We start from the raw sequence: 15,928 nt of genomic DNA on the forward strand, positions 1-15,928 counted from the left end.
TGCTCGCCCACAAGGCCTGGGAGCAGAACCTGGGCGAGCAAGCGGTGAAGGTGGCGATCACCGACGGTCAGGAGCAGTTCGGCCAGTTCCCTATCGAAGGGGTGTTGAGCCTGCAACTGGGGCGCTTTACCGATATCGACGCGGATTTCTGGATCAACCAGTTCGACGGCAACGGCAGCGTGATCGCCAGCGAACACTTGAGCCAGAAAGACGTGCGCACCAAGAACAACCAGCTCAACTACCTGGACGGCGGCCACCTGGCGCTGCTGATCAAGATCACCTCGCTGACCGCCAAGCCACCCAGCGCACCACCGCCCGACCTTCAGGACTGATTGCGCGCCATGCCCCTGACGTCGTCGTTGACCAAACCCCTGGCCCCTTCGTGGGCCAATCGCTTCAAAGAGCAAAGCCTCGAGCGCGGGCGACGCTACGCCCTGGAGAACCGCGTGCGCATCGTCGAGTGCGGCGACAGCACCATCACCGCCAGCTGCGAAGGCTCGGGCGGTAATGTTTACCGCCAGACCATCTCACTGCGCGAATCGGCCAAGGGCCTGCTGATCTTGGTAGACAGCCGCTGCACGTGCCCGGTGCACACCAACTGCAAACACATCGCGGCGGTGCTGCTCAAGGTCCAGGAAACCCTGGCCTACCCGGCAGCGGCTCAGGATGCGCAGCTGCTGGAGAAGCTCCAGGCGGTGCTCGATAACCGCGTGGTCCTGCCGCAAGTGGTGATGGACGACGTGCAACCGGTGCCACGCCTGTGGCTGGCCAGCGTGGAGTTCAGCGCGTTCGAACCGCGCAACGGCAAGATGCAGCGCTATATCCAGCACCGTGCGGCGTTGTCGTTCAACTACCTGGGCAACTATGTCAGCGGGCAAAAAAATGCTGACATCATTGTGCGCCAAGAGACGCAGAGCCTGCGGATCAAGCGCCATCCCGAGCAAGAACAGGCCTATCGCGAACACCTGCGCCTGCTTGGCTTCAAGATCGCCACGCGCCAGAGCAAGGCCCTGCCGGAAAGCGCCGGCGAGCTCTTCGAAATGGTCAATGACAGTGCCTGGCTGAACTTCACCCTCAATGTGTCGCCCACTTTGCGTGCCGAGGGCTGGGAGCTGCAGATCGATGAAGACTTCGGCTTTGATCTCAGCCCCGTCGATGACTGGTATGCCACGGTCGATGAAGGGCCGGAACGCGATTGGTTCGACCTGGAGCTGGGCATCATCGTCAACGGCGAACGTTTGAGCCTGCTGCCGATCCTGCTGAACCTGATGCGCTCCCACACCGAGATCCTCAACCCGGAGAAACTGGCGCGGCGCCGCGATGAAGAGCTGATCCTGGTGAACATCCCCGGCCTGCCCAACGGCCACGGCCCGCTGCAAGTGGCGCTGCCCTACGGCCGCTTGAAGCCGGTGCTGGCGACCCTCGGCGAGTTTTACCTGCAGGAAGCCGGCACCACCGCGCTGCGCCTGGCCAAGGCCGACGCCATACGCCTCAACCCGCTGGAAGACCTGCCACTGCAATGGGAAGGCGGCGAGAAGATCCGCAACTTCGCCCAGCGCCTGCGCGATATCAAGGATTTCACCTGCGTGGCGCCCGAAGGCCTGAATGCGACCTTGCGCCCCTACCAGCTGGAAGGTCTGAGCTGGATGCAGTCGCTGCGCCAACTGGAGGTGGGTGGGATACTTGCGGATGACATGGGCCTGGGCAAAACCTTGCAGACCCTGGCGCACATCCTCACCGAAAAAAACGCAGGGCGCCTTGATCGGCCGTGCATGGTCGTGATGCCTACCAGCCTGATCCCGAACTGGCTCGATGAAGCCGCGCACTTCACCCCGCAGTTGAGAGTGCAGGCACTTTATGGCGCGGGGCGTAAGAAACATTTCGCCAACCTGAATGACTACGACCTGCTGCTGACCACCTACGCCCTGCTGCCCAAGGACATTGAACAGCTCGCCGCCCTGCCCTTGCACGTCTTGATCCTGGATGAAGCGCAGTACATCAAGAACCCGTCCAGCAAGGCGGCCCAGGCCGCACGCGAGCTGAATGCACGCCAGCGCCTGTGCCTGAGCGGCACGCCTTTGGAAAACCACTTGGGCGAACTGTGGTCGCTGTTCCACTTCCTGCTGCCGGGCTGGCTGGGCGACGTGAAGAGCTTCAACCGTGATTACCGCGTGCCGATTGAAAAACGTGCCAGCGAGGTGCGATTGCAGCACCTCAACGGTCGGATCAAACCCTTCCTGCTCCGCCGCACCAAGGAACAAGTGGCAACCGAACTGCCACCCAAGACCGAAATCATCCACTGGGTCGACCTCAACGAGGCCCAGCGCGACGTGTACGAAACCATGCGCCTGGCCATGGATAAAAAGGTCCGCGACGAGATCACCCGCAAGGGCGTGGCTCGCAGCCAGATCATCATCCTCGAAGCCCTGCTCAAACTGCGCCAGGTGTGCTGCGACTTGCGCCTTGTCAACGACGCCACCCTGCCCGCCCGTGGTAGCAGCTCGGGCAAGCTCGACAGCCTGATGGACATGCTCGACGAGCTGTTTGCCGAAGGCCGCCGGATCCTGCTGTTCTCACAGTTCACCTCGATGCTGAGCCTGATCGAGGCCGAACTGAAAAAGCGCGGCATTGCCTACGCCCTGCTGACCGGCCAGACCCGGGATCGACGTACACCGGTGAAGGATTTTCAGAGCGGCAAGCTGCAGATCTTTTTGATCAGCCTGAAGGCTGGCGGCGTGGGCTTGAACCTGACCGAAGCCGACACGGTTATCCACTACGACCCCTGGTGGAACCCAGCCACGGAAAACCAGGCCACCGACCGTGCATACCGCATCGGGCAGGAAAAGCCGGTGTTCGTGTACAAGATGATTGCCCGGGGCACGGTAGAGGAGAAAATCCAGCACTTGCAGAAGGAGAAGTCCGATCTGGCTGCGGGCGTGCTGGATGGGCGAACCACGGGGGATTGGCAGTTGGGGAATGAGGAGATTGAAGCGTTGTTTGCGCCGTTGCCCAATAAGCAAGAAAAGCGCTGACTGTTCGGCCGCCTTCGCGAGCAAGCCCGCTCCCACACCTGACTGTATTCACAAATCAAAATGTGGGAGCTGGCTTGCCTGCGATGGCCGCGCTTCGGTTTTCAGTCGATCTACTGCGCATCGCGCAACGCAGTAAGCGCTGTCAGCCAACGCGGGTCCTGCTTATAGTCCGTCGAGGCAACCGCCTGCCCACGCATACGCGCAATCCGCGCCGATGGCGTGACCTTCATCCGCTGTGCTGCACTCAGCGCCAGCTCGGCCGCCGCACGGTCATTGCACACCAAGCCCATGTCACAACCGGCGGTCAGCGCCGCTTCGATACGGCTGGCCGCATCGCCGACCACATGGGCGCCGGCCATGGACAGGTCATCGCTGAAGATTACCCCGTCAAACTGCAACTCACCGCGCAGGATATCCTGCAACCAGCGACGCGAAAAACCTGCAGGCTGGGCATCGACCTGCGGGTAGATGACGTGCGCCGGCATCACGGCGGCCAATTGCTTGCTCAGGCGTGCGAAAGGCACCAGGTCATTGGCGCGAATCTGCTCCAGGCTGCGTTCATCATTGGGAATGGCGACGTGGGAATCGGCCTCGGCCCAACCATGGCCAGGGAAGTGCTTGCCGGTGGCGGCCATACCGGCGCTGTTCATGCCACGGATAAAGGCACCCGCGAGCACGGCAGCGCGCTCGGGGTCGCCTTCGAAAGCACGGGTACCGACCACGGCGCTGCGTTGGTAGTCGAGGTCCAGCACGGGGGCAAAACTCAGGTCCAGGCCCACCGCCAGCACCTCGGTGGCCATGATCCAGCCGCACTGTTCGGCCAGGTATTCAGCGTTGGGGTTATCCGCCAGCGCACGCATGGCCGGCAGGCGCACGAAGCCTTGGCGCAGACGCTGCACGCGACCGCCCTCCTGGTCCACGGCCAACAGCAAGTCCGGGCGCACTGCACGAATCGCGGCGCTCAACTCGCGAACCTGGCGCGGGTGCTCGATATTGCGCGCAAAAATAATCAGGCCGCCCACTTCCGGTTGGCGCAACAGATGACGATCCTCGGCCGTGAGCCAGGTACCGGCGACGTCGACCATCAAAGAACCTTGCAGGGCAGCAGTCATAAACCTTCCTTAAATAACGCACACAACCCGTCGTCCTTGCCAGGCACGGCAAGGACGACGGGTTGCGAATAAATAGCTGAAAATCGGCATGGCGGCTAGCTTAGCGGATGCAAGCGGCCGCGCCCACCCGCAGCGATCAAACCTTGGCGGCGACCGGTACGGCTTTGCTGCGTGGGCGCAACTGGGCGGCGGCCATGGCAGGGTCGCTGACGCCGGTTTCGGCGCGCATGCCAGCGGCAAGGAACGGCACCATCAGGCGCATGACTTGCTCGATGGACGTGTTCACACCGAAATCGGTCTCGGCAATTGCCCGCAGCGCCTTGATACCCGACATGCTGAAAGCTGCGGCACCGAGCATGAAATGCACACGCCAGAACAGCTCGATAGGTGGAATACGCGGGGCCGCTTCGTTGACCAACAGCATATAGCGGCGGAACACCTTGCCGTACATGTCTTCCAGGTAGCGGCGCAAGTGGCCCTGGCTCTGGCTGAACGCCAGGCCCAGCAGGCGCATGAAGATCGACAGGTCGTTGCCGCTGCGAGGCTGCACGACCAAGGCTTGCTCCACGAGGATTTCCAGCAGCTCTTCCAGGCTGGGCTTGTGATCGGCCTTGGCCTGGCGGCGTTCCAGCTCACGGTCGAGGCTTGTGCAGAACGGGCCCAGAAAGCGTGAGAACACCGCCTGGATCAGGGCCTTTTTCGAGCCGAAGTGGTAATTCACAGCGGCCAGGTTGACCCCAGCCTTGCTGGTGATCAGGCGCAATGAAGTTTCAGCAAATCCTTTTTCCGCGAACAATTGCTCGGCAGCATCGAGAATGCGTTCAACGGTTTCCGACTGGGCCATGGCTACTCCGCCTGACAAACACTTGTTTGAAACATACGTTTCAGAGTGTGTCTTGTCAAGCCTGCGGGTCCGCTTTGCGGCTGGTCAGTCATCTGATTCATCGCTATTTAATCACATCCTTGCAGCTGTGTAGGCAGCGCCGCTTCTGCTCTGTAGGACGGCTGACGGATGACCGTCCAGCGGGGCCATTAAAAAGGATGATTGCCAAGCGCAGTTCACTGTATATAATCCCAGTCACTGTATAAAAAGACAGAGCGATCAACATGCTAAAACTGACGCCACGCCAAGCTGAGATTCTGGCTTTTATCAAGCGCTGCCTTGATGACAATGGTTACCCGCCTACCCGTGCGGAGATTGCCCTGGAACTGGGGTTCAAGTCCCCGAACGCCGCCGAGGAACACCTCAAGGCCCTCGCTCGCAAAGGTGCGATCGAGATGACCCCGGGTGCTTCGCGAGGTATTCGCATCCCTGGCTTCGAAGCCAAGGCCGACGAGTCGACATTGCCGATCATCGGTCGCGTCGCCGCAGGTGCGCCGATCCTGGCGCAGCAGCACGTCGAGGAATCCTGCAACATCAACCCGACCTTCTTCCACCCTCGCGCCGACTACCTGTTGCGTGTGCACGGCATGAGCATGAAGGACGTGGGCATCTTCGACGGCGACCTGCTGGCCGTGCATACCACCCGCGAAGCCCGCAATGGCCAGATCGTCGTGGCCCGTATCGGCGACGAGGTCACGGTCAAACGCTTCAAGCGCGAAGGCAGCAAGGTCTGGCTCCTGGCCGAAAACCCTGAGTTTGCCCCGATCGAAGTCAACCTGAAAGACCAGGACCTGGTGATCGAAGGCTTGAGTGTCGGCGTCATTCGCCGCTAAAGGAGGCATCATGCAGCTCGTGCACACCCCACAACATACACAACTGTCGCTGTTCGAGGCCTTCATGGCCCAGCCCCTTGCGCCAATCCTCAAGGAAACGGTCGAAGCCCCCTGGGGCGGCGAACCTGAGGCGTTCAGTGAACTGTCGTTGCGCGGTGCGGCTGAGAGCTGCCTGAACCTGCTGGCACCTATCCTGCGCGAATTGAGCGAAGATCAGGACGCCCGCTGGCTGACACTGATCGCCCCGCCCGCCAGCCTCACCCAGGCCTGGCTGCGGGACGCTGGGCTCAACCGTGAGCGTATCCTGTTGCTGCAACCACGCGGCGCGCAAAGTGCCCAGCAGCTAACCTGCGAAGCCTTGCGCCTGGGCCGCAGCCATACGGTGGTGAGCTGGTTGAACCCGCTGAATGCCAGCGCCAAGCAGCAACTGATCAGTGCTGCGCGCACGGGTGATGCACAGAGTTTGAATATTCGATTGGGGTAATGATGGCGCGCCACAGAAGCAGCCGTCACAAAGGACTCAGTGAAGAACGCGCGGCCCTTCATCTTTCTCCGGCTCGCCTTCGGCAAGGCGACCTGCCATCTGCACGCCCACGCTCAACATGGCTTTAGCCACTTCGACGTGCTGGCCTTGCAGGAAGACCTTGGCGTCTTCGGAGAAATCCAGAATAACCAGAGAACCCTCGTCCTCAGCCCGGCGCAGTTCGATTCGGCCGTCAGGCAGTTCAACAATTTCCAGAAAGGACGTTGGCATAAAAGTCTGTTCTCCACGAAAGGCCTGGGATTATATCAGTCATCCACCCAGCCTCGCAGGGGATATGGAAAGGTTTGTTTACGGTGTGATGAATGGCGCCCTAGGGAACACGCGTCTCTATGTGGGAGCTGGCTTGCCTGCGATGGCGGAGTATCAGCGCATAATCAGCAAACTAACCCACCGCTATCGCAGCATAAGTACCTATACAACTTTGCAGGCTAAAGCAGCCAACGGTAACCACGATGCGAAGCGAGTAGCTTTTGATCTGCTTTTGATCTTGATCTCAGGCGCCCCGTTAAACCACGCTGGCATTCCGGCTTTCCACAGTGACCCGCCGTCAGGCGGAGCCCTAAGTGGCCGTTGCCGCAGGAATGAATATGTACTCGGTATAACAGGGTCGCCTGTCAGGCCGCCATCGCAGGCAAGCCAGCTCCCACAGGTTGAACGCAGGGCATCAGATCGATAGGTGTCGGCTGGCAGGCCGTCATCGCAGGCAAGCCAGCTTCCACATTTGCTTAGTGCAACCCCTTCAGCACTCGTTGAGCCCTTCACGAAAACGCAGCGCCATCTTTTTCAGCTCCTGGCGCCAGCCTTCCAACTCCTCACGGCTCAAAGGCTTAGGCTCATCCTGTTCCAAGGCCACGGCGACGATCAGCGGCTGGGTGACATCACCTTTAGGCACATGGGGAATACGCGGTGGTTGAAACATATCCGCATGGGCTTTGAGCAGCCGTGCCACCCAACTGTCGGGGCTTTGGGCCATTTCCACCAGCTCGGCCAACTCGGGGATCGCCATGGAATCCAGCACTTCACGATTCATGATCATTTCTGCACGCGGCGCACCGGCCTGGGGTAGGCGGTAGAACCCGGCGATCTCATGGCACAGCCCCAGCAAGGCACCGTACAGGTGGAACAACGCCGCTTCGCGCCCCGCCTGTACCAGCGCGATGGCGTTCATCTCTTTCCCTTCCTCGGCACGGCCAAGGGCCTCCAAGGACAAACCCGCGAAGTAAATTTTCTGATTGGTACGGGTATAGAGTTCGTTGGCCATGACGGCAATCTCCACAACGAATAGGCGTGATGCTGGCTGTGTAGGAGCGAGCTTGCTCGCGAAAAACTTCCAGGCACCGCAGGGTGCCAGGTTTCCCGCGTTTTCGTTAACGATCTTCGCGAGCAAGCTCGCTCCTACAGTAAGCAAAAGCCGTCTATACAGACGGCTTTTGGCGTTAACAGACTAGCGGATCAAGCGCCCTGGCGCTTGTCCTCGACCTTCCACTTGCCGCCGTCGTAGAACGCTTTCCAGCCAGTAGGCTTGCCGTCCACTTCGGTCTGCACGTACTGCTCCTTGGTCTTGCGGCTGTAGCGGATCACGGCTGGGCGACCATCCGGGTCCTTTTTCGGCGCTTCACACAGGAAGTGGTACTTCGGATCGATCTCGTCCTTGTGCGGCGCGATCTCCATCACCAGTGGCGCACGGGTCTCGCGGTTTTTCGGGAACTGGCTCGCAGCCAGGAACAGCCCCGAAGCGCCGTCACGCAGGATGTAGGTGTCGTTGACCTTCTCGCACTTGAGTTCAGGCATCTTCACCGGGTCCATCTTCGGCGGCGCCGCATCACCGCTTTTCAGCAGCTTTCGGGTGTTCTTGCAGGTTGGGTTGGTGCACCCGAAGAACTTGCCGAAACGGCCAGTCTTGAGCTGCATCTCGCTGCCGCACTTGTCGCATTCCAGGCTCGGGCCTTCATAGCCCTTGATGCGATAGGTGCCCTCTTCGATCTCGTAGCCGTTGCAATCCGGGTTGTTACCACAGATGTGCAGCTTGTGCTTCTCGTCCAGCAGGTAGGCGTCCATCGCCGTGCTGCAGATCGGGCAGCGGTGCTTGCCACGCAGCACCAGCGACTCGGACTCACCCTCGTCGTCAGCCGCGATTTCATCGCCCGGCACCAGGTTGACGGTCGCCTTGCAGCGCTCTTTGGGCGGCAGGCTGTAGCCCGAGCAACCGAGGAACACGCCGGTGGAGGCGGTACGAATCTGCATCGGTCGACCGCAGGTAGTGCACGGAATATCCGTCATCACCGGCTGGTTGGCGCGCATCCCGTTCTCGGGGTTCTCGGCCACTTCAAGCTTTTTCTTGAAGTCGCCGTAGAACTCATCCAGCACGTTTTTCCAGTCGCGTTCGCCCTGGGCCACGTCATCGAGGTTCTCTTCCATGCCGGCAGTGAAGCCGTAATCCATCAAGTTGGAGAAACTCTCCGACAGACGCTCGGTGACGATGTCACCCATCTTTTCCGAATAGAAACGACGGTTATGCAGCGCAACGTAGCCACGGTCCTGGATGGTGGAGATGATTGCCGCGTAGGTCGACGGACGACCGATACCGCGCTTCTCCATCTCTTTCACCAGGCTGGCTTCGGAATAACGCGCCGGCGGCTTGGTGAAGTGCTGGGACGGGTCGAGCTTGATCAGCTTCAGCGTGTCGCCCTGGGCCATGTCCGGCAGCACATCATCATCGCCAGGCTTGGCGATCTGCGGCATCACACGGGTGTAGCCATCGAACTTGAGGATACGGCCCTTGGCACGCAGCTCGAAATCGCCCGCGCCCACGCTGACGGTAGTAGACAGGTATTGCGCCGGCAGCATCTGGCAAGCCAGGAACTGGCGCCAGATCAGCTCGTAGAGGCGCTCAGCGTCGCGCTCCATGCCGCTCAGCTTGGCAGGCGTGGTGTTGGCGTCGGAAGGACGAATCGCTTCGTGTGCCTCTTGTGCGCCTTCCTTACTGCTGTAGACGTTCGGCTTCTCCGGCAGGTAGGTCTTGCCGAATTCGCTTTCAATATAGGTACGCGCCATCGCCACCGCGTCTTGCGACAGGTTGGTGGAGTCCGTACGCATATACGTGATGTAGCCAGCCTCATACAGACGCTGGGCCATCATCATGGTCTTCTTCACCCCGAAGCCCAAACGGTTGCTCGCGGCCTGTTGCAGGGTGGAGGTGATGAACGGCGCCGACGGCTTGCTGCTGGTCGGTTTGTCTTCACGCTTGACGATGCTGTAGCTGGAGGCCTTGAGCTTCTCCAGCGCGGCCATGGCCTGGGCTTCGTTCAGCGGCTTGAAGGCTTCGCCTTTTTCACGGGCCACTTCAAAGCGCACATTGGCGCCCTTGGCAGTGCCGAGGTCGGCGTGGACTTCCCAGTATTCTTCAGGGATGAACGCACGGATCTCGCGCTCACGCTCAACCACCAGCTTGACCGCTACCGATTGCACACGGCCGGCGGACAGGCCACGGGCGATCTTCGCCCACAGCAGTGGCGAGACCATGTAGCCGACGACGCGGTCGAGGAAGCGACGGGCCTGCTGGGCGTTGACACGGTCGATGTCCAGCTCGCCCGGCTTGGAGAAGGCTTCCTGGATGGCTTTCTTGGTGATTTCGTTGAACACCACGCGCTTGTAGCGGCTGTCATCACCGCCGATGGCTTCGCGCAGGTGCCAGGCAATGGCTTCCCCTTCGCGGTCCAAGTCCGTCGCGAGATAGATGGTGTCAGCATCTTTGGCGAGCCGGCGCAGCTCTTCGATGACCTTTTCCTTGCCCGGAAGGATTTCGTACTTGGCCTTCCAGCCATGGTCCGGGTCCACACCCATGCGCGAAACCAGTTGCTTGCGCGCTTTTTCTTTAGGCGTGAGTACCGGACCTTCGCCCGCGGCGGCCTTGCCGCGCTTGGCGGCAGGCTCCTTGCTGGCGCTAGCCGAACCGCTGGTGGGCAGGTCTCGGATATGGCCGATACTCGACTTCACCACGTACTCGTTGCCCAAGTACTTGTTGATGGTCTTGGCCTTAGCCGGGGATTCCACAATGACCAGCGATTTGCCCATGGATCGGAAAATTCCTGAATTCGAGAAGTGAAAGGCAGTTGGCGCCTGACGCGGCAACGCTATATATAGTGGCAACCGGATGAGGTCAAGCGCAGCATTCTGCGCGACCTGCCGTTATTGCCCTGTAAAAAGACTGGGTTCGGCCGTGACCAAAGCAAAGCGTGGGACCTGCTCGCCGTCAACTTCGACGGTCTCCAGGAACATGCTCAAAGGGCGTACCCAAAAGCCGTATTCGCCATACAGTGCTTGGTAAAACACCACTTCTTCTTCGGTTTCAGAGTGGCGCGCCACGCTGAAAACACGGTACTGCGGCCCCTTGTAATGCTGGTAGAGCCCTGGTTCGACTTTCATGCTCTGGCCCTCATGCGAAATTTGTTGAAAAAAAATATTTAAAAGTTCCAAAAAACAAAAACCGGGGCACTGGGCCCCGGCTTCCGTCAACCGAACGTTTAGACGCGTTCGAAGACAGTAGAGATGCCTTGGCCGAGACCAATGCACATGGTAGCAACCCCAAGGTTGCCGCCATTTTGCTTCATCACGTTAAGCAAAGTGCCGGAGATACGCGCACCGGAGCAACCGAATGGGTGGCCCAGGGCAATCGCACCGCCGTGCAGGTTAACCTTCTCGTTCATCTTGTCGAGTACTTTCAGATCTTTCAGCACTGGCAAGGCCTGTGCGGCGAAAGCTTCGTTGAGCTCGAAGAAGTCGATATCAGAGATGGAAAGGCCTGCGCGCTTCAAGGCTTTTTGTGTGGCCGGTACTGGACCATAGCCCATGATCGCCGGATCCACACCCGCCACTGCCATCGAACGAATCACGGCCAGCGGCTGGATACCCAGGTCCTGGGCACGCTGCGCCGACATCACGATCATGCACGAAGCACCGTCGGTGATCTGCGAGGAAGTACCGGCTGTCACGGTGCCGCCCTTTGGATTGAAGGCGGGCTTGAGGGCCGCCAGGCTTTCCAGGGTAGTGTCCGGACGAATGGTTTCGTCGTAGTCGAACAGTTTCAGGAAACCATTCTCGTCGTAGCCGTTCATCGGGATGATTTCATCCTTGAACTTGCCTTCCACCGTCGCCTTGTGGGCGAGCTGGTGGGAGCGCAGGCCGAAGGCGTCCTGGGCTTCACGGGTGATGCCGTGCATTTTGCCGAGCATTTCCGCGGTCAGGCCCATCATGCCCGAGGCTTTCGCCGCGTAGAGGGACATGTGCGGGTTAGGATCGACGCCGTGCATCATGCTGACGTGGCCCATGTGCTCCACGCCGCCGACCACGAACACATCGCCGTTGCCGGTCATGATCGCTTGCGCAGCGGTGTGCAGCGCGCTCATCGACGAGCCGCACAGGCGGCTGACGGTCTGGCCGGCCGCGGTGTGCGGGATCTGGGTCATCAACGACGCCATGCGCGCGATGTTCCAGCCCTGCTCCAGGGTCTGGTTGACGCAGCCCCAGATCACGTCCTCGACTTCGTTCGGGTCGACCTTGGTGTTGCGCTCCAGCACTTTGCTGATCAGGTGCGCCGACATGTCTTCGGCGCGGGTGTTGCGGTGCATGCCGCCCTTGGAGCGGCCCATCGGCGTACGACCGAAGTCGACAATCACGACGTCTCTTGGATTCAAGCTCATAAATATTCTCGCTCTAGTCGATTGGGCGCTTAACCGAAGAAGCTCTGGCCATTCTTGGCCATTTCACGCAGCTTCGCGGTCGGGTGGTACAGCGGGCCCAAATCAGCGTATTTGTCAGCCAGGGCAACGAACTCGGCCACACCGATCGAATCGATGTAACGCAACGCGCCACCACGGAATGGAGGGAAACCAATACCGTACACCAGGCCCATATCGGCTTCGGCGGCGGTTTCAACGATGCCGTCTTCCAGGCAACGCACGGTTTCCAGGCACAGGGCGATCATCATCCAGTTGATGATGTCTTCGTCCGACACCTCACGCTGTTCGTAGATGACCGGAGCGAGCACTTCGTGCACCGACGGGTCGGCCACTTTCTTCTGCTTGCCCTTCTTGTCGGCCTCGTAGGCGTAGAAGCCCTTGCCATTCTTCTGGCCCAGGCGCTTGGCCTCGTACAGCGCGTCGATCGCCGAGCGGCGGTCGTCTTTCATGCGGTCCGGGAAGCCTTCAGCCATGACGTCGCGACCGTGGTGGCCGGTGTCGATACCGACCACGTCCATCAGGTACGCCGGGCCCATGGGCCAGCCGAACTTCTCCATGACCTTGTCGATGCGCACGAAGTCCACACCGGCGCTGACCAGCTTGGCGAAACCGCCAAAGTACGGGAACAGCACGCGGTTGACCAAGAAGCCCGGGCAATCGTTGACGACGATCGGGTTCTTGCCCATTTTCTTGGCGTAGGCAACGGTGGTGGCAACGGCCAGCTCGCTGGACTTCTCGCCACGGATCACTTCTACCAGCGGCATCATGTGCACCGGGTTGAAGAAGTGCATGCCGACGAAGTTTTCCGGACGCTTGAGGGCCTTGGCCAGCAGCGAGATGGAAATGGTCGAGGTGTTAGAAGCCAGGATGGTGTCATCTTTGACCTGGGCTTCCACTTCAGCCAGTACCGCCTGCTTGACCTTCGGGTTTTCGACAACCGCTTCGACCACCAGGTCGACGTGGCCGAAATCACCGTAGGACAGCGTAGGACGAATGCCGTTGAGCACTTCAGCCATTTTTGCAGCGGTCATGCGACCTTTATCAACGCGGCCCACCAGCAGCTTGGCCGCTTCGGCCAGGCCCTGTTCGATACCGTGCTCGTTGATATCTTTCATCAGGATCGGCGTGCCTTTGGACGCCGATTGATAGGCGATACCGCCGCCCATGATACCGGCGCCGAGTACGGCGGCCTGTTTCACGTCCTTGGCGATTTCGTCGTAGGCCTTGGCCTTTTTCTTCAGTTCCTGATCGTTCAGGAACAGGCCGATCAGGCTCTGGGCCGCCGAGGTTTTCGCCAGTTTGACGAAGCCTGCCGCTTCCACTTCCAGGGCTTTGTCGCGACCAAAGTTCGCGGCCTTCTGGATGGTCTTGATCGCTTCAACCGGCGCCGGGTAGTTCGGGCCGGCCTGGCCTGCCACGAAACCTTTGGCGGTTTCGAACGACATCATCTGTTCGATGGCGTTGAGCTTGAGTTTTTCCAGCTTCGGCTGACGCTTGGCCTTGTAGTCAAATTCGCCGCTGATGGCGCCTTTGATCAGGTTCAGCGCGGCTTCGGCCAGTTTGTCCGGGGCCACCACAGCGTCGACGGCACCGACTTTCAGCGCGTCCTCAGCCTTGTTTTCCTTGCCGGCGGCGATCCATTCGATCGCGTTGTCGGCACCGATCAGGCGCGGCAGGCGCACGGTACCGCCAAAGCCTGGGTAGATACCCAGCTTGACTTCCGGCAGGCCGATCTTGGCCGTCGCGGACATGACACGGAAGTCTGCCGCCAGGCACATTTCCAGGCCGCCGCCCAACGCGATGCCGTTGATGGCAGCAACAGTCGGCACGTTGAGGTCTTCGAAATCGCTGAAGATCTTGTTGGCTTCGAGGTTGCCAGCCACCAGCTCGGCATCGGGCAGCTTGAAGTTGTCGACGAATTCGGTGATGTCAGCGCCGACGATAAACACGTCCTTGCCGCTGGAGACGATCACGCCCTTGACCGAAGCATCTGCTTTGATGGTGTCTACGGCCTGACGCAGTTCGTTCAGGGTTAGACGGTTGAACTTGTTGACGGACTCACCCTTGAGGTCGAATTTGAGTTCGACGATGCCACTTTCAAGAGCCTTAACCGTGATGGCTTTACCTTCGTAAATCATCAACTGATCTCCACGATATGGAAGCTGAACAGTACACACTGGACGCTGGTCTCTGGTTTGACATTGACAGTTGAATCAATGCTCACGCCAATCCGCCAGGCACACCCGCCAGTGCGATAGTCGGGTTTTGTATGAGTCGTCTGACAGGCAAACGCTCAATTCATACGCCCGTTTGATTTGGGTACGCCACCTTCATCCAATTCCGAGCAATTGTCAATCGCTCCAAAGGCTAGGAAAAACGCGACTTTCCAGTCATTTCAGAACCCGGCCCACAGGCTCGCCACCCGTCAATATTCAAATATTCACAGGATCAATAATGGAAAGGATGTGGGAAAAGGCTGTACAGAAAGCAATACACGACTAGGCTAGCGGCAATGTGCAGATTTACCGGCCTGCCTGGCCACCTCCAGCCCGATGATGATGTCGGGCTTTTTATTGCCTGGCTTTCCTGTAGGAGCGAGCTGGCTCGCTCCTACAGAGCTTGGGTCAGGCCAGGGCCTTGAGCAGCGTATCAATATCTTTCAGCACGCTTGCGTCGCCCTTTTCGCCCCAATACAGAGCAATCATTTGTTTGTCGGCCTCGACCTTGTAGACGTTCGCCGGCAGCGTTGCAAAATGCGGCAACAACTTCTCATCCACACAGGGTTCACGCCACTGATTGACCCATAGCCCCGGCTCCAGCTGCCAGTAGCTCCAGGTTGCGGGCGCGCTGCCGCGTCGTGGCCGGCAATACTGCGCGCACGGGCTCGGCGGCTCCTGTTTGAGCCAGTGCGGCCACTCCTGACGCGCCAACTGCATGGCCAGGCCGATGCGGCGTGCCTCCATGCGCAGGGCCATGCGCCCACTCTGCTGGCGCGAAGGGCGCAGCCATACCAGGGGGCTTAAAACCACCGCAAGGATTGACACCACTATCCAGACCGTCATATGTGTACTCCCGAATTTCTAAATGAGCGGATTTGATCTGCGGCAACCCCATCCGCTTGAAAGCAGCCATACTGAACTTATTGCAGTCCCCCTGGAGGAACGCCTCATGCCCTACGAACATATTCTGGTCGCTGTCGACCTGACCGAAGAGTGCGATCCAGTGATCAAGCGCGCACAGGAATCCGCGATTGCCAATGGCGCCAAACTGTCGTTGGTGCACATCGTCGAGCCCATGGCCATGGCCTTTGGTGGTGACGTGCCGATGGACCTTTCCCAGCTGCAGCAGCAACAATTCGACCAGGCCAAAGAGCGCCTTGACCGTTTGATCCTCAAGTATCCCAAGGTCAGCAAGGAAAATTCCCATCTTACCTACGGCCAACCGCGCCAGGAAATCCACCACTTGGCCAAAGAACAGGGTTGTGACCTGATCGTAGTGGGTAGCCATGGGCGCCACGGGTTGGCCTTGCTGCTGGGCTCGACCGCCAATGATGTATTGCACGGCGCACCGTGCGATGTACTGGCCGTCAAACTGGTAAAGAGTTCGTAAGACCGATGAAGGTCTAATGTGGGAGCTGGCTTGCCTGCGATAGCGGTGTATCAGCCACCCGATGCATCAACTGACAGACTGCTATCGCAGGCAAGCCAGCTCCCACAGTTGAATCGCATTCCATATTAAAAAGCCCGGCGCTCATAGAAGAGTGCCGGGCTTTTTTATTGCGGGTCG

General features: G+C 59.7%; 14 protein-coding genes. 5 read left to right on the forward strand and 9 right to left on the reverse strand.

Features of this window, described 5'->3' with window-relative positions; translation table 11 throughout:
* Both BMH52_RS09665 and BMH52_RS09670 read left to right on the forward strand, forming a co-directional pair.
* The coding region (locus BMH52_RS09665; protein ID WP_218190421.1) for a CsiV family protein at window positions 1-332 on the forward strand (332 nt) is incomplete at its 5' end.
* Window positions 333-341: 9 nt separating this feature from the next.
* Entirely contained in the window at window positions 342-3,032 is a 2,691-nt protein-coding gene (locus BMH52_RS09670; protein WP_019818243.1) for a DEAD/DEAH box helicase, read from the forward strand.
* A 110-nt stretch (window positions 3,033-3,142) separates the two neighbouring features.
* On the opposite strand, the gene nagZ is transcribed toward BMH52_RS09670, so the two are convergent.
* Both nagZ and BMH52_RS09680 read right to left on the reverse strand, forming a co-directional pair.
* Window positions 3,143-4,144: a beta-N-acetylhexosaminidase gene (gene nagZ, locus BMH52_RS09675; protein WP_073843501.1), complete on the reverse strand. Its 1,002-nt coding sequence runs from the start codon at window positions 4,142-4,144 to the stop codon at window positions 3,143-3,145.
* 136 nt (window positions 4,145-4,280) lie between these two features.
* Window positions 4,281-4,988 (reverse strand): TetR/AcrR family transcriptional regulator, encoded by a 708-nt coding sequence (locus BMH52_RS09680; protein WP_072434379.1) that lies wholly within the window; start codon window positions 4,986-4,988, stop codon window positions 4,281-4,283.
* A 263-nt stretch (window positions 4,989-5,251) separates the two neighbouring features.
* On the opposite strand from BMH52_RS09680, the gene lexA reads away from it, so the two are divergent.
* Both lexA and sulA read left to right on the forward strand, forming a co-directional pair.
* Window positions 5,252-5,860 (forward strand): transcriptional repressor LexA, encoded by a 609-nt coding sequence (gene lexA / locus BMH52_RS09685; RefSeq protein WP_003172575.1) that lies wholly within the window; start codon window positions 5,252-5,254, stop codon window positions 5,858-5,860.
* Window positions 5,861-5,870: 10 nt separating this feature from the next.
* On the forward strand, window positions 5,871-6,344 hold the full coding sequence (sulA, locus tag BMH52_RS09690; protein WP_005786162.1) for an SOS-induced cell division inhibitor SulA: 474 nt from the start codon (window positions 5,871-5,873) through the stop codon (window positions 6,342-6,344).
* A 36-nt stretch (window positions 6,345-6,380) separates the two neighbouring features.
* Here sulA and BMH52_RS09695 read toward each other — a convergent pair whose 3' ends face one another.
* The 7 genes from BMH52_RS09695 to BMH52_RS09730 form a co-directional block, all read right to left on the reverse strand.
* Entirely contained in the window at window positions 6,381-6,614 is a 234-nt protein-coding gene (locus BMH52_RS09695) for a hypothetical protein (RefSeq protein ID WP_014717511.1), read from the reverse strand.
* 529 nt (window positions 6,615-7,143) lie between these two features.
* Window positions 7,144-7,665, reverse strand: a complete 522-nt coding sequence (locus BMH52_RS09705) for a DUF6586 family protein (protein WP_003189653.1) — start codon at window positions 7,663-7,665, stop codon at window positions 7,144-7,146.
* 191 nt (window positions 7,666-7,856) lie between these two features.
* Complete coding sequence (topA, locus tag BMH52_RS09710; protein ID WP_073843503.1) at window positions 7,857-10,478, reverse strand: type I DNA topoisomerase; 2,622 nt, start codon at window positions 10,476-10,478, stop codon at window positions 7,857-7,859.
* A 114-nt stretch (window positions 10,479-10,592) separates the two neighbouring features.
* Complete coding sequence (locus BMH52_RS09715) at window positions 10,593-10,829, reverse strand: DUF1653 domain-containing protein (protein WP_003189651.1); 237 nt, start codon at window positions 10,827-10,829, stop codon at window positions 10,593-10,595.
* 98 nt (window positions 10,830-10,927) lie between these two features.
* A complete protein-coding gene (fadA, locus tag BMH52_RS09720; protein ID WP_003189650.1) occupies window positions 10,928-12,103 on the reverse strand; it encodes an acetyl-CoA C-acyltransferase FadA in 1,176 nt (391 codons plus the stop codon).
* Window positions 12,104-12,132: 29 nt separating this feature from the next.
* Complete coding sequence (gene fadB, locus BMH52_RS09725; protein ID WP_005786151.1) at window positions 12,133-14,280, reverse strand: fatty acid oxidation complex subunit alpha FadB; 2,148 nt, start codon at window positions 14,278-14,280, stop codon at window positions 12,133-12,135.
* 486 nt (window positions 14,281-14,766) lie between these two features.
* Window positions 14,767-15,204 (reverse strand): hypothetical protein, encoded by a 438-nt coding sequence (locus BMH52_RS09730; protein ID WP_073843505.1) that lies wholly within the window; start codon window positions 15,202-15,204, stop codon window positions 14,767-14,769.
* Between the two features lie 106 nt (window positions 15,205-15,310).
* Here BMH52_RS09730 and BMH52_RS09735 point away from each other — a divergent pair, with 106 nt between their 5' ends.
* The gene (locus tag BMH52_RS09735; RefSeq protein WP_034126643.1) at window positions 15,311-15,751 is read left to right on the forward strand and encodes a universal stress protein; all 441 of its coding nucleotides are present in this window, start codon (window positions 15,311-15,313) and stop codon (window positions 15,749-15,751) included.
* Window positions 15,752-15,928: the final 177 nt, after the last annotated feature.

The organism is Pseudomonas sp. BTN1 (genome assembly GCF_001907715.1).
In the GTDB taxonomy this organism is placed as follows: Bacteria; Pseudomonadota; Gammaproteobacteria; order Pseudomonadales; family Pseudomonadaceae; genus Aquipseudomonas; species Aquipseudomonas paracarnis.